The sequence below is a fragment of the Rhizobium sp. BR 362 genome, from assembly GCF_036528765.1.
In the GTDB taxonomy this organism is placed as follows: domain Bacteria; phylum Pseudomonadota; class Alphaproteobacteria; order Rhizobiales; family Rhizobiaceae; genus Rhizobium.
This window is the reverse complement of record NZ_JARWGH010000009.1, coordinates 144954-164679: the sequence shown is the minus strand read 5'-3', so window position 1 is coordinate 164679 and position 19726 is coordinate 144954. Positions and strand designations below refer to the sequence as shown.

Here is a 19726-nt window from a genome sequence, read left to right as displayed (position 1 = left end):
CGCTATGATACCACTCGGCCGCCGCCAGCCCGGTTTCGACGGCCTGCCGGCCGCTCGGCCCGAGCAGGCTGTAGTCGCGTTTGATGGTCTCGGTCATTCCTGCCTCCCGCGATGCGCAAGGGCGCGCCGCCTCTGATGAGCAAGAGGATAGGTCGAGTTTTCGCTTGCCTCAATGCGGCAATGATGGAATCTATCATATTCCATCAATCCTCCATCTCATTGATGATGAAATACCTCAGGACCCACCATGCGCCGCCCCACCATCTCCGACCTCGCCAAAGCCTCCGGCGTCAGCGTCGCCACTATTGATCGCGTATTGAACGGACGCCATCGCGTGCGGGAAGAAACGGCAAAGCGTGTCTATGAGGCAGCGCAATCGATCGGCTACCATGCGGTGGGTTTGCTGCGGCAGCGTGTTTTCGAGGATCTGCCGCAATACCGATTGGGGTTCCTGCTGCAGAAGCCGTCGCAACCCTTTTATCAGTCGTTTGCCAAGGAGATTGGCGCGGCTGCACAGACGGTCGCGACCGCGCGCGTCCATGCCCATATCGATTTCGTCGCCGCGTCGACACCGACCGCGATCGTCGAGAAGCTGAAAGCGATGGCCGCGCGGAGCCAAGCAATCGCCTTGGTGGCGCCCGATTATCCCGCGGTGACGACCGCAGTGGAGGAGCTGAAGGAAAAAGGCATACCGGTCTTTTCGCTCTTGTCAGACTTCGCGACGAGCGTGCGGGAAACCTATGTCGGCGTCGACAACCGCAAGGTCGGGCGAACCGCTGCGTGGACGATCGCCAGATCCGCCCACCGCAAAGGCAAGGTCGCCTGCTTCGTCGGAAGCCATCGCTTTCATGGCCATGAACTGCGCGAGATCGGCTTTCGCTCCTATTTTCGCGAGAACGCCCCTGATTTCGAGGTGCTGGACACGCTGATCAATCTGGACACGGCTGAGATCACTCACGAGGCGACGCTCAACCTTTTACAGAAACATCCCGATCTCATCGGCTTCTATGTCTGTGGCGGCGGCATGGAAGGCGCAATTTCCGCCATTCGCGAGGAAGGGCTTGCCGGCAAGCTGATCGTCGTCGTCAACGAACTGACACCGGAATCGAAGGCCGCACTTGCCGACGATGTCGTCACCATGGTCATCGGCACCCCTCTCTGTTCACTTTGCAAGGAGCTGCTTGGTTTGATGATCGGCGCTATCGAACGCGGCGAGGCGGCAATGCCGGGGCAATCCTTCCTGCCCTTCGACATTTTCGTCTCGGAGAACATCTAGCGGTGAGGGAATCCCATCATTTTGCGGGATATTTCTATCAAGGATGATGGAGGAAGCCGGCGCTTGCCTGTGGATCGGCTTCATGATTCTCGCTAGTCATTCGCACGGCCGACCGACGTCCTGTTGGGTCGGCCGCTAAGAGGAGGAATGCCCGCCATGAGTTCCATTCGTTTCGCGCTCAATCATATGTGCACCCCGGCCCTGAGCCTGGAATCGTTCTTCGCCGCCGCTAAAAGCCTTGGCATCGATAGCGTCGAAATCCGCAATGATTTGGCCGGCAATGCGATTCTGGACGGCACCCCGGCAGCAGCGGTCAAGGAGCTCGCGGCGCGCTATGGGCTGACGATCATCTCGATCAACGCGCTGCAGCGTTTCAATGAGTGGAGCGAGGCGCGCGCCAAGGAGGCGGCAGAACTCATCGGCTATGCGCGGGATTGCGGTGCAAAAGCGCTGGTGCTCGTTCCCGTCAATGATGGCAGCGGCCGAGAGCTGGAAGTGCGCAAGCAGAACCTCATAACGGCGTTGACGGCGCTGAAGCCGATGCTGGATGCTGCCGGGATCATCGGTCTCGTGGAACCGCTTGGCTTTGAGATCTGCTCCTTGCGCTCGAAGACCGAAGCCGCTGAGGCGATCGAAAAACTCGGCGCGCGATCGACCTTCCGTCTTGTTCACGACACCTTTCATCATCATCTCGCCGGCGAGGCAGCGATTTTCCCTGATCTCACCGGGTTGGTCCACATCTCTGGCGTCAGCGATCCCGCTGTTTCGGTCTCCGATATGCGTGATCCGCATCGCGTCCTAATCGATGCCAGCGACCGTCTCGACAATGCCGGTCAGATGCGGGCGCTGTTGTCAGCCGGCTATGCCGGCCCATTCTCCTTCGAGCCCTTTGCGCCGGAGGTGCACGAACTGAAGGAGCCCGTTGAGGCATTGAAGGAAAGCATGAACTTCCTGAGAAGCGAGGTTTGAGAATTGAAAGAGAGAGCCATATCCGGTAGAAATCCTGTGATCAGAGGCATAGGTATCCGCAATGGCTCTCAGCATCAAAGACCCCGTAACGGAAAAGCTCGCACATGAGCTCGCTGAAAAGACTGGCGAGAATGTTGCGACGGCAATGCGCCATGCGCTGGAGGAACGTCTGCTGCGTATTGGTAGTCGCAGGCGAAAAGATGACTTGCTGCGGAATATCGAGGCGATTCAGGCCCGTATTCAGTCTCTCCCCGTTTTAGACAATCGCAGCGCCGATGAAATTCTCGGCTATGATGAGAACGGGCTGCCGAATTAATGGTGATCGATACGTCTGCGATCCTTGCCATTTTGCTGAAGGAGGCGGAGGGAGATGAGTTCATCAATCGAATTGCTGCCGATTCAGTAAGACTGGTATCGGCCGCTAACGTATTTGAGGCTTCAATGGTCATCGAAGCGCGGTATGGCGATGCAGCCGGCGGCGAACTGGATATGTTTCTCCTTCAGATAGATGCCGATATTATACCGATCGATGCGGAACTCGCCGATATCGCAAGACGTGCTTGGCGCCGCTACGGCAAAGGACGCCACCCGGCCGCTTTAAATTTCGGCGATTGCCGTTCCTATGCGCTTGCCGTCGTCCGCAATGAGCCCTTGCTGTTTAAGGGCAACGATTTCTCTCAGACGGACATTCTTGCTGCCTAAACTATTCCCTGCCTCGAAAGCGCCGTTGATAGACGGGATCGTAGAGCGAGCTTTCGCGGAAATCGCTGGCGGCCAGCGACGGGCCGACGAAGATCAGCGCCGTGCGCTCGATTGGTTCGGCCGCCACTTTTGCCTCGATCGTGCCGAGCGTAGCCTGGAGAATGCGCTCATCCGGCCACGAGGCTTTGACGACGATCGCGACCGGGCAATCCTCACCATAAAGCGGCGTCAGTTCCTCGACCACTTGCCCGAGCGCGTGGATAGCGAGGTGAATTGCCAGCGTCGCGCCGGTAGCGCCAAATTTTTCCAGGCTTTCATTGTTCGGCATCGGCGAGGCGCGGCCGGAAACGCGGGTCAGCACAAGGCTTTGCGCGACGGCGGGGATGGTCAGCTCACGCCCAAGTGCAGACGCCGCCGCTGCAAAGGAAGGAACGCCGGGGGTCAGCGTATAGGCGATGCCGTGTTTTTCCAGGCGGCGGATCTGCTCGGCGACAGCGCTCCAGACGGAGAGGTCGCCGGAATGCAAGCGGGCGACATCCTCGCCGGATGCGGCGGCCTTTAAATATTCGGCCTCGATCTCATCAAGCGACATCGGCGCAGTATCGATGATTCGGGCGCCGGGTGGGCAATATTGCAGGAGTTCCGGCGAGACGATCGAGCCAGCATAGAGGCAGACCGTACATTTGCCGATCAGGTCCCTGCCACGCACGGTAATCAGGTCCGCAGCCCCCGGCCCCGCTCCGATGAAATGCACCGTCATTCCGCTACCTCGTTTTTCATTCTGATGGTTTGACCCAGGACCATTGCGTCACCGGCATCGCCGGCCGCCAGCCGGTCATGGTGCCGACGGGCGCTGCGCGGGTGATATCGATGCGGATCAGCGAACCGCCACGACGGGCATGTTCGGCAAGCAGGATCGCTTCCATTTCGGTCGTCACAGCATTGGCGACCAACCGCCCGCCTTTTTTCAACCCGGCAATGGCCGTCTCCATGACGCGGGCATCGCTGCCGCCGCCGCCGATGAAGATCGCGTCCGGTGCCGGCAGGCCGGCAAAAGCATGCGGCGCCAGCCCCTCAACGACGGCGAGGCCTGGGACACCGAAATTTGCGGCGTTACGACGGATGCGGGCAACGCGTTCGCTGGAGGATTCGATAGCGACGGCGCGCATCGAAGCGTCCGCCAGCATCCACTCGATGCCAATGGAGCCGGAGCCGGCCCCGATGTCCCAGAGCAACTCGCCGTGACGCGGCGCCAGCGCCGACAAGGTCAAGGCGCGGATTTCCCGTTTGGTGATCTGGCCGTCGTGCTCGAACAGACTGTCGTCCAAACCGGCGCTGCGCGGCAGAATACGTGCATCCGTTGCGGCCACCACGTCGACGCCACAAACATTCAAATCATTGATGCCGGAAAGCGTGAAATCGGCGGCTCGCTGCGTCGAAACGCGTTCAAACGGCCCGCCCAAGGCTTCGAGAACGGTCAGCGTCGATCGACCGAATCCCGTCTCCTGCAACAGACGCGCCAGATCGGCCGGACCCTGGGCATCCGAAGTCAGGGCCAAAATTTTCCGGCCCGGATGAAGATGCGGGCGGATCAGATCCAGCGGTCGGCCATGCAGGGAAAGAACGGTCACGTCCTGCAGCGGCCAGCCGAGCCGCGATGCGGCAAGGCTGAAGGACGATGGAGCCGGAATGACAGTCATTTCGGCCGCAGGAACATGCCGCGAAAGCGTTGCGCCGACCCCGTAGTAGAAGGGATCGCCGGAGGCCAGGACGACGGTCGGCATTCCGCGCCGCGTCAATACGGCTTCGATGGATTTCTCGAAGGGGCTCAGCCAGCTATGCGCCTCGCCTTTGATCAGAGTCTGCATCAGTTCGATATGCCGGGCGCCGCCGAAGACGACGGGCCCCGCAGCGATCAACCTTTTGGCATCGTCGCCAAGCCCGGCTGGACCGTCTTCGCCGATGCCGATAAGAATGAGCCAGCGTTGAGGGGAAGGCATTTCAGGCATGGGCAGGACCCGCATTCTGATCTTGGGCGGCACGGCGGAATCCCGTCGATTGGGGGAAGCGCTGGCGCCGCGCACCGATCTCGATATCGTGCTGTCGCTGGCGGGCAGAACCATCGATCCGGCGCCGCAGCCGGTTCCCATGCGGAGCGGTGGTTTCGGCGGTGCCGAAGGCCTTGCGCGCTATTTGAGGGACGAGGCGATCGATCTGCTGATCGACGCCACCCATCCCTTCGCCGCCCGCATTTCCGCCAACGCCGCGGAAGCGGCTGCCTTGAGCGGCATCGCCGCCTTCGCACTTCGCCGGCCATATTGGGTGCCCGCCGAGGGCGATCGTTGGCGCTCGGTGCAAAGTGTTTCGAAGGCGATCGCGGCGCTCGGTCCCTCGCCTCTTCAGGTCTTCCTGGCGATCGGCCGACAGGAGGCATATCAGGCCAATGCGGCGCCCATCCACCACTATTGGGTGCGCAGCGTCGATCCGGTCGAGCCGCCGCTGACCGTGCCAAACGTTACCTATATCCATGCCAAAGGTCCGTTCCGGCTGGAAGACGAACTCGCCATGCTGCGGCAACATAGTATCGACGTTATCGTCACGAAGAACAGCGGCGGCAGTGCGACCTACGCGAAGATCGAGGCGGCGCGGCAACTCGGCGTCGAAGTTATCATGATCGAGCGCGCAGCCGCCGACGATATGGCGGCGGTCGAGACTGTCGAGGATGCGCTGCGTCGCATCGATCATCTTGCCGCGTCCTTGATGAAGCGGGGCGTATAGACCAAATCGGGCTTTGTTTGCCGGCTAATGACGCGCGTCTCGGCGGAGCCGATGATGACGCAGGTCGCCATATCGGCGCTCGAAGCTTCCGCATCGGCCAGCCTTGCAACTGTCATGCGCTCATCCGGCCGGCCCGCCGCACGGCCGAAAATAACGGGAACCTCGGCCGGCAGGACGTCGCGCAGGATTTCGAAGGCTTTGCCGAGCTGCCAGGGGCGAGCCTTGCTAATAGGATTGTAGAGGGCGATCACAAGCCCAGCCTGCGCGACCAAACGCAGCCTGTTTCCTATGATATCCCAGGGCTTTAGATTGTCCGATAGCGAGATGGCACAGAAATCGTGCCCCAGGGGGGCGCCGATGCGAGCTGCGACGGCAAGCATGGCGGTGATACCCGGCGCGACGACGAGATCGACATCCCGCCACTCGCTCGGCCCATTGTCGATCGCCTCGCACACGGCTGCTGCCATCGCAAAAACGCCGGGATCGCCGCCTGAGACCACGCACACGTTGACGCCGGCGATCGCGCGCTCCAGCGCCGCCTTGGCGCGATCCAGCTCCTCGCGGTTGTCGGAGGCCTGGCGGATCTGATCCGGCCGCAGCGACAGGCGATCGAGATATGGGCCATAACCGAAAAATTCCGTCGCGTCGGCCACCGCCGCCAGCGCTTCCGGGGTCATCTGCGCCGGATTGCCGGGACCGGTGCCGATGACATAGAGACGGCCGCTCATGGCTTGTCTTTCCAGCCGGGAACGAGGATCAGCGAGAAGTAGGGCGCTTCGGCGTCCCCCCTCTCCTTGAGTGGCGTCATCGCGCCGTTCGCCATCGTGCCACGCTCGACATAGATCGCTTCGTCGAGGCGGCCAGCAGCTTCCAGCGCGCGGCGGATTTTCGGCAAGTTGCGACCGACCTTCATGATCACAGCCGCCTGTGTATCGCCAAGCCGGCGGGCGAGTTCGGCTTCCGCCATGGTGCCCGGGAGTACGGAAAGAACGTCGTCTCCCTGCACCATCGGCACACCGGCCAGCGACCAGCATCCGGACATCGCGGTCACGCCCGGAATGACTTCCGTCTGGTAGCGGTCGGCAAGCCGCACATGCAGATGCATATAGGAACCGTATAACAGCGGATCGCCTTCACTGAGCACGGCGACTGTCTTGCCGTCCTTGAGATAGGCGGCGACCATCTCGGCGGAGGCGTCATAGAAATTGGCAATCTGGCGCTTGTAATCGGCCTCGTTCTTGTCGATCTCCGTCGTCACAGGATAGTAGAGCGGCAACAGCGTCACATCGGTTCTGAGCACATCCCCGACGACGCCACGGCCATTGCCATTTTTCCCCTGCTTGGCGAAATAGGCGACGACTTCAGCCTTCTCCAGGGCTTTGACGGCCTTGATGGTCAGCAGTTCCGGATCGCCGGGGCCGGTGCCGACGCCGATCAGCCGGCCGGTAGACTGCGCGCTCATAGGCCAGACCTCGCCAGTGCGTTGATTGCCGCGGCGGTGATGGCGCTGCCGCCAAGACGGCCGCGAACGATGGCATAGGGCACGCCATAGGAATGCTCCGCCAGAGCGTCCTTGGATTCGGCGGCGCCCACGAAACCGACGGGCATGCCGATGATGGCAGCAGGCTTCGGAGCGCCGTCGCGCAGCATTTCGAGAAGATGGAACAATGCCGTCGGCGCATTGCCGATGGCGACGACAGCGCCCGCCAAACGATCGCCCCAGAGATGCATTGCTGCTGCCGAGCGGGTGTTGCCGGTCGTTTTCGCCAGTTCCGCCGTGCGCGGATCATGCAACGTGCAAATCACCTCGTTGCCGGCAGGCAGGCGTGTGCGCGTAACGCCATGGGCGACCATCTCGGCATCGCAGAAGATCGCCGCGCCGTTGGTAAGCGCGGTCCGGGCAGCCAAAACGAAATCGGGAGAGAAGACGAAATGCTCGGAGGCTTCGACGAGGCCGCAGGCATGGATCATGCGGACGGCAACGTCCGCCTCGGCATCCGAAAAGCGCGACAGATCGGCCTCGTTGCGGATGATTGCGAAGGAGCGCTCGTAGATCGCATTCCCCTCACGGATATAATCATAGTCAGGCATTCCTACCCCTGTCGTAGCGCTGTCACGATCGCGTCGGTGCCGAGCCGTGTAAGACACTCCTTCGTCGATTCGCCAGCAACTTTGTTATTCCGCACCAGCCTGTTCATTTCTGCCAATGCGGATTTTAGCTCTTCTTTTCCGATGTAGGCCACAGGCTCGCTCGATGCGGACCCATTTACGACAACCCCATAGCCCATTGGCGCACCGACGATGGTGAGGGCACTATTGCCCGGATGGGCGCAGCCCTTGCGGCAGCCGGAGAGGTGGATCGTGAGCGAGCCGTCGAGCAGCTCGGGAACCAGCTCGAGAAGATCAGCCGCTGCGGCTTTCGTTGGGTAGAAGGCGGAGGCGCAGGCCCCTGCCCCGGCGCAGACTTCCAAATGATTTGACGGATCATCGGGTCGCGTTCGAAAGCCGTAGTTGGCCGCGGCCAACTGGACGGCTTTTGCTGCCTTGGCATCCAGGCCGAGCACCAATATGGCGTGCTCCGGCGCGGCGCGGATTTCGCTTGCTCCGGCATCTTCCGCGACGGCGAGGAAACGGAGAAGGTCTCTCGCATGGATTTGCCCGAAAGATGGGCGGAGGCCGAGCGCGAGACGATCGCTGCCGAGAGGATGGATGCCGGTCGGCGAAACATACTGATCGGCCATGCTGAGGGCGCTGACATCCGGCGACTGATATTGCTTTCGCAGGCTGGCCACATCGAGATCACGGCCGCGTGCGCGTGGCCCGAGAAGAGCCAGCGCTTTCAGCAGCTCGATGATCGCCGGTATGGATTGTCCGGTAGATAAAGATGCGAGAGCCTTCGCCGTTTGTGCCGTGCCGCCAATGGCGAGAACCCACATCGTCGAATTCTCGGCGATTCTTGCCGCCCTCAACCGAATATCCGCTGTGATCGCATCGAGGTTCAGCCGCCCGCCGGCATCGATGATGATGGCGAGCTTGGGTGCCAGCTCCGGCTGAGGATCGAGCGCGGCGATCTGCTCGCGTAACAGAGCGGCTAACTCGCGGGCATCGGCGATCTCCAGCGGGTCCAATCCGCTAAGCGGCGGGACCTCGATCGTGACGCCCGTTTCAGGGATTATATCGGCATGAGCGATATCCTCTGCGAGACCGGCCATGTTTTCCGCCGTCATGCCGCGCAGTTGAAGATTGCCGCGTGCCGTGATTTCGATCAGTCCGTTGCCGTGCCTCTCAGCCGCCTGGGCGAGCGCTCGGAATTGCCCGATTGTCAGTCCCGGCGTCGTCGGACGCAGGCGCACGAGCAGGCCGTCACCGGTGATCATCGGGGCGCTAAGGGACGGGCAGGCGCCGCGTGTCATCGATGGCACGTTCGAAACGCAGGCAACCGCAGCGACATCCCCGCGCAAGGAAATATCGTGCTCTTCCATTATCTGCCTGTCGGCCATCGCCATAAGACCATCCTTCCCGAAGGACATGTCCTTACATAATCCTCACCGGCGGGCAAACAATTTGGCGGCGAAACATTGCCTCATGCCTGATCGTCGAAATCTGATCCTTTGCGCAGCAGATAGATATCCATGATCCAGCCATGTCTTGCCCGCGCCTCCGCCCGGGTTTCGACGATACGGTCGGACACATCGGCAAGCCGGCCGGCGATGGTGATCTCATCCTCGGTGCCGAGATAGGCGCCCCAATAAATATAGGCATCGGGATCATCGATCTTGCTGAAAGCCTGCTCGCCATCAAGCATGACGACAGCCGTCTCGACCACACCTGGAAAGCTCTCGGCCAGTCGGCGGCCCGTCGTGATCTGCACCGGCTTTCCGACAAGATTGAGTGGGATGCCGTGGCTCGCCGTCAAGGCCTGGATGCTGGTGATCCCCGGTATGACGCTGTAGCCGAGCGCAATGCGGTCCCCTGCCTTGACCCGCTCGATGATGCGGATCGTGCTGTCGTAGAGGCTGGGATCGCCCCAGACGAGAAAGGCAGCGCTTCCGTCTTCGCTCATATGATCCTGGAACAGCCGTTCGTAGGTCGACGAAATCTGGGCGTGCCAGTCATCGACGCTTTGGACGTAGCTGCGGTCTGCCGTCTGGCGCACCGGCACGGCATAGTCGACAAAGCGGATGGCATGGTTCGTAACGTAGCGCTGGCAGATGTCTTTCCGCACATCGGCAAGCTCGGCCTTGGCCGCGCCTTTGCTGGGAATGAAAATGACATCCACCTTGTTCAGCGCATTGATCGCCTGCACGGTCAGGTGCTCGGGATTGCCTGTTCCGATGCCGACAAGATAGATGTGTCTCATTTCCTCGCCCTCGTTCTTCCGGCTGTTTGCCGGAAGCGGAAGGGCATTTCAAGTGTGGTGCGCAATTCAGTTGGCCGCAGGAGGCCGCAACCAACGCATCTCTAGCTTAGCTTCTGCCGCCCATAGAGCAGGAGCATGCAGATGATGACGACGCCGTAGATGAGCTGCCGTCCGGCTTCTTCGATCTGCATGACGGATAGGATGGATTGCAGAAGCGTAATCAGGATGACGCCGGCGACGGTTCCGAGATATGATCCTTTGCCGCCGAGCACATGTGTACCCCCGAGGACGACAGCCGCAATCGAGGGCAAGAGATAGGCGTCTCCCATCGATTGCGACGCCTTGGAGGCATAGCCAGCCAGAAGTACGCCGCCCAGAGCACCGAGCCCGCCGGAAATGACGAATGCCAGCAGGGTGATGCGGCGTGTGTCGATCCCCGACATGTAGGCGGCTCTCTCCCGGTTTCCGATCGCATATAGCGAACGGCCGAATGTTGTCCTTACCAATAGGAAAACAGCGAGAACGCCGACAACCAGCCAGACGAGCACACCATTCGGGATCGGAGGTATGACATAGCCGGTCGCGAGAAAGCGCATCGCCGGCGATGCCGCATCCTGGGGCGCGAAACCGCCGGTATAGACGACCATAAGCCCCTGCACGACTGCATTCGTCGCAAGCGTGATGATCATCGACGGAATGCGCAGATAGGCAACCGCAAGGCCATTGACCGCCCCGATCACTGCACCGCACAGGATCCCGAACGGGATGGCAAAAAAAGATCCGACGGGGCCGTAGGCGGTTGCCGCGCAGGCCATCATCGCTCCGGCGGCGACCACCCAGGGGACCGAGAGGTCGATCTGACCGATGAGAATGACCATCATCATGCCGGTCGCAATGACGCCGAGAAACGATGCGACTTTCAATTGCTGCAGCAGATAATCCGGCGACAGGAAATTCGACGAGTAGATGGAGCCGCCGAGCAGCAGCAGCAGGATGCAACCGAAGGCGATCGCCACCGCCGGGTCGACGCGGCGCAGGCGCGCGGGTATCCCGGATCGTTGTATGAGGGATGCATCCTCGCTCATTGAAACCACTCCAGACGGTTGCGAACCCGCGCAAGACCCATACAGCCGATGCTGATGGCCAGCATCAGGACGACACCCTGGAACAGGGGCTGCCAAAGGGGGTCGAGGTCGAAGACGAACAGCAGATCGCCGATCGTCCGGAAAGCCAATGCCCCGAAGACGGCCCCGACCGCGCCACCTTTTCCACCTGCCAGCGAAACGCCGCCCAGCACGACCGCCGCGATCGAATAGAGCGTATAGGCATTGCCGCTCGCGAAGGCAGCTTCGCCGGTATAGGAAAAGAAGGTCAGGTAGAGCCCGCCGATAGCCGACATCAATCCCGCGAGCGCATAGGCGGCGAATTTCGCACGTTTGATCGGCATGCCCGACATATAGGCGGCGTTTTCGGCGGATCCCGCTGCGTAGGCGGCACGCCCGAGAATCGAACGGCTGAACGGGATCCAGAAGATCAGGAGGGTGGCGGCAAGTACGACCAGGCTTGCGGGGATGACCCCGAAAAGTTTGGAGGTAAAGGCATCCGCCAGCGTCTCGTTCACCGCACCGCCGGGCGTCGGACGCAGCACCAGGGCCAATCCGAAGAAGATCGCGCTCGTCGCGATCGTGGTCACGATCGGCTGCAGCCGTCCGAAGATGATGACCAGCCCGTTCAGCATGCCGCAGGCGAGCCCCGCCAGAAGAACGGCGACAACGCCCAAAGCGGTCTCAAACGGCGTTCCGACGACAAGCCAGGAGGCGAGACAATTGCAGAGAATGAGGATCATGCCGACCGAAAGATCGATGCCGGCCGTGATGACCACAAAACATTGCGCCATCGCGACGAAGGCGAGCAACGCTGCCTTGTTCGATGCGGTCTGCACGACATTGGGGGTAAATCCTGCCGGATGGTTCGAGACATAGATCACGAACATGATGATAAAGAGCGCCGCGGCGAGCAGCGTTCCCTTGTGTTGCGCATACCAGAAGCGCCATTCGCCGTGCGGTATCTCTTTCATTGGCCGACCTTCTGTTCCGTCAGGTGTGCACCGATGTTGAGCGCACTGCCAATCAGTTCCCGTTCATTGATATCAGAGCCTTCCAGCACCCGAACGATGCTGCCGTCGTACATCACCAGCACCCGATCGCAGCAGCCGATCAGCTCGTCATAGTCGGTCGAATAGAAGATGAGCGCGACGCCGGCTTCCGCGAGCTTGCGGAGCAAGACGTAGATCTCCTGTTTCGTACCGACATCGATCCCTCGCGTCGGATCATTCAACAAAACGATCTTCGGCCGGTTCATCAGCCACTTGGCAATAACGACCTTCTGCTGATTGCCGCCGGAGAGCGCTCCGACCGGCATATCGATTGTCGCGGCCTTGATCGCCAGCAGCTTGAGCAGTTCGTCAATCCGGTCGGCCTCGGCGGCGCGGTCGATCACGCCTCTGCTCGACACGCTGTCGAGTGCCGCAATCGACAGATTTTCGCGCACGGTCATGGGCAGCATCAGCCCTTCGGTCTTGCGGTCTTCCGGGATAAGCGCGATCGATGTCTCGGCGGATTTTGCCTGTTTCGGACTTTTCATCGTCACGCTTCGCCCTGCAATCTGCACATCGCCTCTGACGTCGCGCAGCACGCCGAACAGCGCCAGCAGCAGCTCCCGCTGCCCCTGCCCGTCCAGTCCACCGAGACCGACGATTTCGCCGGGCCGGACCTCGAAGCTTATGGCGGAGAGCCGATCGCCCCAGGAAAGATTTCGGCACGAAAGGATCGGCTCAAGTCCGTTCTCGGCTGCGTGTTTCGGCGGAAATACGCTGGTATATTCCCGCCCGATCATCAGCTCGATCACCTGTTGGTCGCTCTTCGTCCCGGCCGGATAGGATTCAATGCTGCGCCCGTTGCGAAAGACGGTGCACTCGTCCGCCAATTGGGCAATCTCGTGCATGCGATGCGAAATGTAGATGAGCGCCATGCCCTCGAAGCGCAGCCGCTTCAGCACGCTGAATACCTTTTCGACGTCGGGTTGGGTCAGCGCCGAGGTTGCTTCGTCGAGGATCATGATCCGCGGTTTGCGGGCAAGCGCCTTGGCGATCTCGACCATCTGCCGACGGGAGAGCGGAAGATCCTTGACGAGAGAGGACGGGTGGATATCGGAAGCGCCAGCTCGCGCCAGGGCTTCTTCAGCGATCCGCCTCTGCCTGCGACGGTCGATCATGCCGAAGCGTAACGGCGGATTGCTGATGACGACATTGTCAGCCACGGACAGATCCGGAACGAGCGACAGTTCCTGGAAGACGCAGACGATACCCGCATTATTGGCCGCGGCAGGCGTGGCAAAGGACACTTCTTTACCGTCGAACACCATGCGACCTTCGTCTGCGGCGACGACGCCTGCCATGATCTTGATGAGGGTCGATTTGCCTGCGCCATTCTCACCGAGAACGGCGTGTATGGTTCCCGGTCGAATGGCGATGTTGGCCTCTTTCAGCGCGACGACACCGCCATAGCGCTTGGATATGCCTTCCATCCGGAAAAACGGTTCGGATAAACTCACGCCCCAACCTCCCATCGGGTGCCGCAAGAACGAGGCTGCGGACACGATGGTCCGCAGCCAAGCGTCGGGATCAAAGGAAACTATTGATTTTCCTTTGTCTGCCCCATGATCTCCTGAGCGGTGAAATTGATGCCGCAGGTCGGGAAGGAATTGCCGACAAAGAAGTTATCGGACTGTTTGGGATAATAATCCTGGCCTTCCTTGAAATTCGGATCTTCGACGAGAGCTGTCGGGAGCTTTACGGCCTGGGGTATGACCTGACCTTCCAGAGCGGCGATCGCTGTCTTGATGGCAACGGCAACCTGAGCCGGTCCGGTACCCGCCGACGCACATTTCAGGCCATCGGCCGAATGCGCGGCACAAAGCTTGCGGAAGCCGTTTTCCGTCTCGCCGCCGAAGACCACGAATGGATGCTTGGCATCCATCATTGCCTGCACGACGCCGGTATCGCCACCCTGCGCGGTGATACCGTCGAAGGGACCGTTGGTCGCGATCGCGTCGGCAGTCGCCTTCTGCGCAACGGCGTCGTCCCATTTACCGACAACTTCCGTCACATTGAACTTCTTGCCGGACGCATCCAGCGTCTCCTTGATGCCATTGTGCCGATCGGTATCGACGGAGGTACCGGCTACCCCTCGCACCTCGAGGACCTTGCCGCCATTGGGCATGTGCTTCACAAGCCAATCGGCCCAGATGACACCAAGACCCTTTTGGTCGACATTGACGTTGATGGCATCCTTGGTATCGAGCGTATTATCGAAGGCGACCAGAATGACGCCGGCCTGCTTGGCGCGTTTGATGACGGGGCCGAATGCGGTCGGGTTCTGTGCATCCACGACGACCGCATCGTAGCCTGCATCAATGAAATTGTTGATTGCCGATATCTGAGCGGGAACATCTTCCCCCGTCGATACGACCTTGAATTCCTTCAGCTTGGCTGCAACATCGGGTTGCGCGGCATAGGCCTTGGCCGTCTGCACCATCTGAATGCGCCAGGTATTGGCGATATAGCCGTTGGCAAGTGCGATCCGGTAGGGACCTTCTTTTTTCGGGAATTGCAGAAACTGCGTATCGGCTGCCCAGGGAGTCATGCATTGCGGATCGCCGGCGGGGCCGGCTACGATTTTTGGTTCTGCATGGGCGGCGCCACTCAGCAGCGCAATGAACGGTACGGAAAACACGGCGATCCGAGCGGATCTTACTTTGGTAGCTTTCAGCATAGAAGTCCTCCTCCTCGGGCGAATTGCATCGCCCCTTCTTTTTTGATCGGCATGATTGAATCCGGAAAAGGCTCCATCCCATCCCTTCCGAATTTCTGGGAGCGTAACATGGTTGACAGCGCTGTCAAATTCTAATTGCTAGCGCTGTCAACTATGAAGTATTTATAGATATTCTTATTCTGCGGAATTCGAATTCAACAACATGTGAACGATACTTGATGCGCCGAATAACCTTAGATGATGTGGCAAACCTGGCTGGCGTCAGCCCCATCACCGTATCCCGCGTTCTGAGGAAGCCTGGGGCGGTGTCGGAGGGATTGCGCCTGCGCGTCCATGCTGCGGTAAACGAACTCGGTTATGTACCGAATGTCGCAGCGAGCAGGCTTGCCTCGTCGCGCACCCACACGATCGGCGTGATCGTTCCGACCCTCTATAACGTGATCTTCGCCGAATATCTTTTTGCCCTGCACGAAGTTCTGATCGATGCCGGTTTCCAGGTACTGGTCGTCAACAGCCGCTATTCCGAAATCGAGGAAGAAAACGCGATCAAAGCGCTGCTCGGACAAAGGGTCGAAGCGATCATCATCGCCGGTATTCACCACACGGCGCTTTCCAGACAGCTTCTTATTCAAGCAAACCTGCCGGTCGTCGAAACCTTCGAACTTTCCGACGACCCGATAAATCTCAACATCGGCATGTCCCAGGAACATGCCGGTTACACGGCAACCCGCCATCTCATCGCCCGCGGCTTTCGTCGGATTGCGTTCCTCACCGGCAATCTCGATCATCGCGCTCAGTCGCGCTTTGACGGCTATCACAAAGCCATGCGAGAAGCCGACATGCCAAACTTGGAAATCATTGCTCAGAAGCCGCGGCACAGTTCGGTGGCGTTGGGATCGGAACTCTTTGCCGCGGCGCATGAATGCGGCAATGTTCCCGAAGCCATATTCTGCACCGATGACAATTTGGCTCTCGGCGCGATGCAGGAATGCCGAAAGCGGGGCCTGCGGGTGCCGGATGACATATCGATCATCGGTTTTCACGATCTCGAATTCGCCGCTTGCGTTTCCCCGTCGCTCTCTTCCATCGCAACGCGCCGCTATGAAACCGGAAGGCTGGCCGCGGAGAAGGTTCTTGCGGCACTGGAAGCCGCCGCCAAGCCTAATACTGAGCAGACGGATCTTGGATTTGAACTTTTGGCCCGCGAGAGCACCAGCGCCTGAAGATCATTTTGCGCCATGGACAGCGCAGCAGTCATCGATCCGGAAATCCAGCGGCATAGCAGGAGACTATCGCCTCCGCCGAAGGACGCGGTCCACCGGGTTATCGGCGCCCCTTTATTGTGATCGTCAGACCCAAGAAGAACTCGCCCCAGGGCGTTGATCAGGTTCTCACCGTGAACAATCGGTCCGTTCATTTGACAGATATCCTACAAGTGGATATGTTGGGTTTATCTTGATCGCCATGGAAGACGCCGGAGATGGCCTTGAAATCGATGAAGCCCCTGACCCGCGCTCCCCTGCTGCACGTTTCGGTTCAGGAGAGTTTGCGCGCCTATATCGATGAAAACGGTTTGGCGCCGGGCACGCTTCTGCCCGCGGAAGGAGAGCTGGCGACGCAGCTCGGCGTCAGCCGGAATTCGCTGCGCGAGGGGATAAAGGCGCTGGAATCGCTTGGCGTGCTGGAAACGCGGCGCGGAGTCGGCATCTTCGTGAAGGCTTTTTCCTTCGAACCGCTGCTCGACAATCTCGCCTATGGACTCGGCGGCGCGCTGCGGCAGATCGAAGAGGTCCTTGAAATCCGCCGGACGCTGGAAGTCGGATTGATCGGCAAGACGATCGAGATGATCGGCGAGGATGACATCGCCGAACTGCGCAGCACGGTCAACAGGATGCGTGTCCACGCCGAGCGCGGAGAAACCTTCGCCGAAGACGATCAGCTCTTTCATCGGCTGCTCTTTCGCTGCCAGCACAATGAAACGCTGGTGCGGCTGATCGATGTCTTCTGGCTCGCTTTCTACAAGGCGTCCGATTTCGTCAACTTGGAGAACCTCGACCCGATGGCGACCTGGCGCGATCACGCCGCGATCGTGGATGCTGTGGAAACAAAAGATCTGGAGGAGGCGCGCAGGCGTCTGGATCGCCACTACGAGGGCATTGCCCGGGTGATTGCCAACAACAAAACAAGTTCAAATGTGGGAGGAACACATGAGAGGACCGTTTAGCTTATCCGTCATCGCGCTTGCCGCCATGCTGTCGACGACCGCAATTCCGGCCTTTGTCGGCCAGACGCAGGCGGCGACCCTCTCCGGCGGTTTCGATGTTGGCCCGGGCGGCTTCCAGGGCAATTTCAATCCGCTTGCCGCAACCGCCGGATTCACCTGGCTCAGCATCTATTACGAACCACTCGTCACCTATGACGAGAAGCTGCAGAAAGTCGTCGGCGAACTCGCGAGTTCCTACGAGGTGAGCACGGATCAGAAGACCTACACGTTCAAACTCACCGACGCCAAATGGCATGACGGCCAGGCATTCACGGCTAAGGACGCCAAGTTCACCATCGGCCTTGCAATGAACGTCAAGACCGGTTCGGTGCTCGCCGCCCGGCTGCAGAGCATCGCATCCGTCGAGACACCGGACGAGCACACGGTCGTCATTAAGCTCAGCGCGCCGACCGGCAGCTTTCTCGACACGATGACCAAGGTCATGATGTTGCCAGAGCATGCCCTGTCCTCGATACCGGCCGATCAGTTGGCGAAGAGCACATGGTGGTCGACCACGCCGATCGGCACCGGACCGTTCAAGTTCACGAAATACGTGTCAGATCAATATGTCGAGCTCGCCGCCAACACCGAATATCGCGGCGGCAAGCCTGCGCTCGAACGCGTCATCAACCGCTATTTTGCCAATCCGGCTGCGGCAATCGCGGCTCTAAGATCCGGTGAAATCCAGTTCACCTATGTCGATTCCAACGACGTGCCGACTTTCAAGGACGACAAGAACTTCAAGGTTATCGAAGGCGATTCCTTCGTCGTCAACTATCTCGGCTTCAACCACGAGTCTCCGATCTGGAAGGATGTGCGCGTCCGCAAGGCGGTGATGTACGCGATCAATCGCGATGCCATCATCAAGAGCCTCTATGGCGGCGCGGCCAAGTCTGCCAATTGCGCCTACGTGGCCGAGCAATTGGTACCGAAAGACGTTGATGACTACGCCTACGACCCCGCAAAGGCCAAGCAGTTGCTGACGGAGGCGGGATGGGATCAGATCAACGGCAGCAAGCCGATCACGCTGCTGACCTATTATACGACGCCGCTCGCCACCAATGTTCTGGCTGCCGTCCAAGCCATGCTCGCCCAGGTCGGCATCAACATCGTCCCCCGCGCAGTCGATGCGCCGACCTACAACAGCATCGTCCTCAATTCGAAACCGGACATCGCCCAATTCCAGATGGTCTATGCTGGACTTCAGAACGGACCCGATGCCGGAAGCATCAATGTCGGGCTGAACGAAAGCCAGATCCCGCCGGCCGGAGCGAACGTCGTTCGGGCGCGCATGCCGGATCTGAGCGCGGCACTCAACGCGGCACTTGCCGAGACAGACAGCTCCAAGCGCGACGGCCGCTATCAGGACGTCTGCAAGGTCATGAACACCAATCTGCCCTGGGCAACGCTCTGGGTGGCAAAGCGCTACGGCATCGTTTCGTCCAAGGTGAAGGACTTCGTCTGGACGCCGGCGCCGGGCGGCGGGCCTTATCAGGCCAATCCGCAGAAATGGTCGATCGCCGAATAAGGCGGTCCTTTCCAAGCTTGAGGGTGGCCCCGGCCGCCCTGACAAGACGGATTTACAATGCTTCGATACAGCCTTCGACGCCTGGTGATAGGGGTAGGCATGCTCATCGCCCTGAGCATGCTGATCTTCCTGCTCTTGCGTCTGGCGCCCGGCGATCCGATCGACGCCTATATCGATCCGAACGTCCCGATGTCGCCAGGCGACCTTGCCAATCTGCGCAGGAACCTGGGCCTCGACCAGCCCTTGCCGCTGCAATATCTCGGATGGCTGCAGAACGCGCTGACGGGGAATCTCGGTTATTCGATCAAGCGTCTCGACCAGCCGGTTCTCGGTCTCGTGCTGTCGCGGATCGGACCGACCGTGCTTCTGATGGGTTCGGCGCTGGTGATTGCCATTATTGCCGGCATTGCCGTGGGCGTTTTCAGCGCCGTTCGCCGCAATTCGCTCGCCGATCTGTCCTTCTCAGTCTTCGCGCTTGCCGGAATTTCCAGCCCCGCATTCCTCAGCGCCCTTATCGGACTCTATATCTTTTCCGTTCGCCTGCATTGGATGCCCTCCGGGGGCATGCTGACGCCGGGCGAGGAATTTTCGATCGGCGATCTCATTCATCACCTGATCCTGCCGGCCGCGCTGCTGTCCATCGCGCAGGCGGCATTGATCACGCGCTATATGCGCGCTTCGCTGCTCGAGGTTCTCAATCAGGATTATGTCCGCACAGCCCGCGCCAAAGGAGTGAAGGAGTTCTGGGTCATCACCAAGCATGCGCTCCGCAATGCCCTCCTCCCCATTGTCACCCTCATCGGTTCGACCATCGGGCTTGCGATCGGCGGCGCCATCTTCATCGAGAGCGTCTTCAACTGGCCGGGCATGGGTCTGCTTCTCGTCAATGCCGTGGAGACGCGCGATTATCCGGTCATCATGGGGGCGACGCTCATCATCGGCATCTGCGTCATCGTCGTCAATCTGCTGACCGACATCACCTATGCGGTCGTCGATCCGCGCATCAAGGTGGGCTGAC

The 19726-nt window shown here is 60.1% G+C and carries 20 protein-coding genes; 9 read left to right on the top strand and 11 right to left on the bottom strand.

Annotated features, from left to right (window positions below):
• Positions 1 to 247 precede the first annotated feature (247 nt).
• The 4 genes from QDY28_RS15360 (at position 248) to QDY28_RS15345 (ending at position 2947) form a co-directional block, all read left to right on the top strand.
• Positions 248 to 1276, top strand: a complete 1029-nt coding sequence (locus QDY28_RS15360; RefSeq protein WP_331382546.1) for a LacI family DNA-binding transcriptional regulator — start codon at positions 248 to 250, stop codon at positions 1274 to 1276.
• Positions 1277 to 1432: 156 nt separating this feature from the next.
• Entirely contained in the window at positions 1433 to 2245 is an 813-nt protein-coding gene (locus QDY28_RS15355; protein ID WP_331382545.1) for a TIM barrel protein, read from the top strand.
• A 61-nt stretch (positions 2246 to 2306) separates the two neighbouring features.
• Positions 2307 to 2561, top strand: coding sequence for a type II toxin-antitoxin system VapB family antitoxin (locus QDY28_RS15350; protein ID WP_331382544.1), 255 nt, complete (start codon positions 2307 to 2309; stop codon positions 2559 to 2561).
• Positions 2561 to 2947, top strand: coding sequence for a type II toxin-antitoxin system VapC family toxin (locus QDY28_RS15345; RefSeq protein ID WP_331382543.1), 387 nt, complete (start codon positions 2561 to 2563; stop codon positions 2945 to 2947). The genes QDY28_RS15350 and QDY28_RS15345 overlap by 1 nt, the downstream gene beginning before the upstream one ends.
• A 1-nt stretch (position 2948) precedes the next feature.
• On the opposite strand, the gene cobM is transcribed toward QDY28_RS15345, so the two are convergent.
• Together cobM and cbiE are read right to left on the bottom strand one after the other, a co-directional pair.
• A complete protein-coding gene (cobM, locus tag QDY28_RS15340) occupies positions 2949 to 3707 on the bottom strand; it encodes a precorrin-4 C(11)-methyltransferase (protein WP_331382542.1) in 759 nt (252 codons plus the stop codon).
• A 16-nt stretch (positions 3708 to 3723) separates the two neighbouring features.
• Positions 3724 to 4956: a precorrin-6y C5,15-methyltransferase (decarboxylating) subunit CbiE gene (gene cbiE / locus QDY28_RS15335; RefSeq protein WP_331382541.1), complete on the bottom strand. Its 1233-nt coding sequence runs from the start codon at positions 4954 to 4956 to the stop codon at positions 3724 to 3726.
• Between cbiE and QDY28_RS15330 the strand changes: the two genes are divergently transcribed.
• Positions 4955 to 5725: a cobalt-precorrin-6A reductase gene (locus QDY28_RS15330; RefSeq protein ID WP_331382540.1), complete on the top strand. Its 771-nt coding sequence runs from the start codon at positions 4955 to 4957 to the stop codon at positions 5723 to 5725. The genes cbiE and QDY28_RS15330 overlap by 2 nt on opposite strands.
• Here QDY28_RS15330 and QDY28_RS15325 read toward each other — a convergent pair.
• From QDY28_RS15325 to QDY28_RS15285, 9 genes are all read right to left on the bottom strand, one after another.
• Positions 5689 to 6453: a precorrin-3B C(17)-methyltransferase gene (locus QDY28_RS15325; RefSeq protein WP_331382539.1), complete on the bottom strand. Its 765-nt coding sequence runs from the start codon at positions 6451 to 6453 to the stop codon at positions 5689 to 5691. The genes QDY28_RS15330 and QDY28_RS15325 overlap by 37 nt on opposite strands.
• Positions 6450 to 7187: a precorrin-2 C(20)-methyltransferase gene (locus QDY28_RS15320; protein ID WP_331382538.1), complete on the bottom strand. Its 738-nt coding sequence runs from the start codon at positions 7185 to 7187 to the stop codon at positions 6450 to 6452. Before QDY28_RS15320 ends, QDY28_RS15325 begins: the two co-directional genes overlap by 4 nt.
• Complete coding sequence (locus QDY28_RS15315) at positions 7184 to 7816, bottom strand: precorrin-8X methylmutase (RefSeq protein ID WP_331382537.1); 633 nt, start codon at positions 7814 to 7816, stop codon at positions 7184 to 7186. Before QDY28_RS15315 ends, QDY28_RS15320 begins: the two co-directional genes overlap by 4 nt.
• A gap of 2 nt (positions 7817 to 7818) precedes the next feature.
• Positions 7819 to 9255, bottom strand: coding sequence for a precorrin-3B synthase (gene cobG, locus QDY28_RS15310; protein ID WP_331382536.1), 1437 nt, complete (start codon positions 9253 to 9255; stop codon positions 7819 to 7821).
• A gap of 53 nt (positions 9256 to 9308) precedes the next feature.
• Complete coding sequence (gene cobF, locus QDY28_RS15305; RefSeq protein WP_331382535.1) at positions 9309 to 10085, bottom strand: precorrin-6A synthase (deacetylating); 777 nt, start codon at positions 10083 to 10085, stop codon at positions 9309 to 9311.
• Between the two features lie 101 nt (positions 10086 to 10186).
• Entirely contained in the window at positions 10187 to 11170 is a 984-nt protein-coding gene (locus QDY28_RS15300) for an ABC transporter permease (protein WP_331382534.1), read from the bottom strand.
• Positions 11167 to 12162, bottom strand: a complete 996-nt coding sequence (locus QDY28_RS15295; RefSeq protein ID WP_331382533.1) for an ABC transporter permease — start codon at positions 12160 to 12162, stop codon at positions 11167 to 11169. Before QDY28_RS15295 ends, QDY28_RS15300 begins: the two co-directional genes overlap by 4 nt.
• A complete protein-coding gene (locus QDY28_RS15290) occupies positions 12159 to 13697 on the bottom strand; it encodes a sugar ABC transporter ATP-binding protein (RefSeq protein WP_331382532.1) in 1539 nt (512 codons plus the stop codon). Before QDY28_RS15290 ends, QDY28_RS15295 begins: the two co-directional genes overlap by 4 nt.
• Before the next feature lie 80 nt (positions 13698 to 13777).
• A complete protein-coding gene (locus tag QDY28_RS15285; RefSeq protein WP_331382531.1) occupies positions 13778 to 14917 on the bottom strand; it encodes a sugar ABC transporter substrate-binding protein in 1140 nt (379 codons plus the stop codon).
• Between the two features lie 218 nt (positions 14918 to 15135).
• On the opposite strand from QDY28_RS15285, the gene QDY28_RS15280 reads away from it, so the two are divergent.
• The 4 genes from QDY28_RS15280 to QDY28_RS15265 all read left to right on the top strand — a co-directional run bounded on the left by QDY28_RS15280 (position 15136) and on the right by QDY28_RS15265 (position 19725).
• A complete protein-coding gene (locus QDY28_RS15280) occupies positions 15136 to 16140 on the top strand; it encodes a LacI family DNA-binding transcriptional regulator (protein ID WP_331382530.1) in 1005 nt (334 codons plus the stop codon).
• Positions 16141 to 16397: 257 nt separating this feature from the next.
• Entirely contained in the window at positions 16398 to 17141 is a 744-nt protein-coding gene (locus tag QDY28_RS15275; RefSeq protein ID WP_331382529.1) for a FadR/GntR family transcriptional regulator, read from the top strand.
• Positions 17125 to 18708 (top strand): ABC transporter substrate-binding protein, encoded by a 1584-nt coding sequence (locus QDY28_RS15270; RefSeq protein ID WP_442967525.1) that lies wholly within the window; start codon positions 17125 to 17127, stop codon positions 18706 to 18708. Before QDY28_RS15275 ends, QDY28_RS15270 begins: the two co-directional genes overlap by 17 nt.
• 57 nt (positions 18709 to 18765) lie before the next feature.
• Complete coding sequence (locus tag QDY28_RS15265; RefSeq protein ID WP_331382528.1) at positions 18766 to 19725, top strand: ABC transporter permease; 960 nt, start codon at positions 18766 to 18768, stop codon at positions 19723 to 19725.
• Position 19726 lies beyond the last annotated feature (1 nt).

What these genes read in the sequence shown, in the direction of transcription:
- cbiE (WP_331382541.1), bottom strand. Translation starts at nt 4,956, where the DNA reads ATGCCTGAAATGCCTTCCCCTCAACGCTGGCTCATTCTTATCGGCATC.
- QDY28_RS15265 (WP_331382528.1), top strand. Translation starts at nt 18,766, where the DNA reads ATGCTTCGATACAGCCTTCGACGCCTGGTGATAGGGGTAGGCATGCTC.
- QDY28_RS15280 (WP_331382530.1), top strand. Translation starts at nt 15,136, where the DNA reads ATGCGCCGAATAACCTTAGATGATGTGGCAAACCTGGCTGGCGTCAGC.
- QDY28_RS15360 (WP_331382546.1), top strand. Translation starts at nt 248, where the DNA reads ATGCGCCGCCCCACCATCTCCGACCTCGCCAAAGCCTCCGGCGTCAGC.
- QDY28_RS15300 (WP_331382534.1), bottom strand. Translation starts at nt 11,170, where the DNA reads ATGAGCGAGGATGCATCCCTCATACAACGATCCGGGATACCCGCGCGC.
- cobF (WP_331382535.1), bottom strand. Translation starts at nt 10,085, where the DNA reads ATGAGACACATCTATCTTGTCGGCATCGGAACAGGCAATCCCGAGCAC.
- cobG (WP_331382536.1), bottom strand. Translation starts at nt 9,255, where the DNA reads ATGTCCTTCGGGAAGGATGGTCTTATGGCGATGGCCGACAGGCAGATA.
- QDY28_RS15270 (WP_442967525.1), top strand. Translation starts at nt 17,125, where the DNA reads ATGAGAGGACCGTTTAGCTTATCCGTCATCGCGCTTGCCGCCATGCTG.
- QDY28_RS15330 (WP_331382540.1), top strand. Translation starts at nt 4,955, where the DNA reads ATGGGCAGGACCCGCATTCTGATCTTGGGCGGCACGGCGGAATCCCGT.
- QDY28_RS15325 (WP_331382539.1), bottom strand. Translation starts at nt 6,453, where the DNA reads ATGAGCGGCCGTCTCTATGTCATCGGCACCGGTCCCGGCAATCCGGCG.
- QDY28_RS15285 (WP_331382531.1), bottom strand. Translation starts at nt 14,917, where the DNA reads ATGCTGAAAGCTACCAAAGTAAGATCCGCTCGGATCGCCGTGTTTTCC.
- QDY28_RS15315 (WP_331382537.1), bottom strand. Translation starts at nt 7,816, where the DNA reads ATGCCTGACTATGATTATATCCGTGAGGGGAATGCGATCTACGAGCGC.
- QDY28_RS15275 (WP_331382529.1), top strand. Translation starts at nt 16,398, where the DNA reads ATGGCCTTGAAATCGATGAAGCCCCTGACCCGCGCTCCCCTGCTGCAC.
- cobM (WP_331382542.1), bottom strand. Translation starts at nt 3,707, where the DNA reads ATGACGGTGCATTTCATCGGAGCGGGGCCGGGGGCTGCGGACCTGATT.
- QDY28_RS15350 (WP_331382544.1), top strand. Translation starts at nt 2,307, where the DNA reads ATGGCTCTCAGCATCAAAGACCCCGTAACGGAAAAGCTCGCACATGAG.
- QDY28_RS15355 (WP_331382545.1), top strand. Translation starts at nt 1,433, where the DNA reads ATGAGTTCCATTCGTTTCGCGCTCAATCATATGTGCACCCCGGCCCTG.
- QDY28_RS15320 (WP_331382538.1), bottom strand. Translation starts at nt 7,187, where the DNA reads ATGAGCGCGCAGTCTACCGGCCGGCTGATCGGCGTCGGCACCGGCCCC.
- QDY28_RS15345 (WP_331382543.1), top strand. Translation starts at nt 2,561, where the DNA reads ATGGTGATCGATACGTCTGCGATCCTTGCCATTTTGCTGAAGGAGGCG.
- QDY28_RS15295 (WP_331382533.1), bottom strand. Translation starts at nt 12,162, where the DNA reads ATGAAAGAGATACCGCACGGCGAATGGCGCTTCTGGTATGCGCAACAC.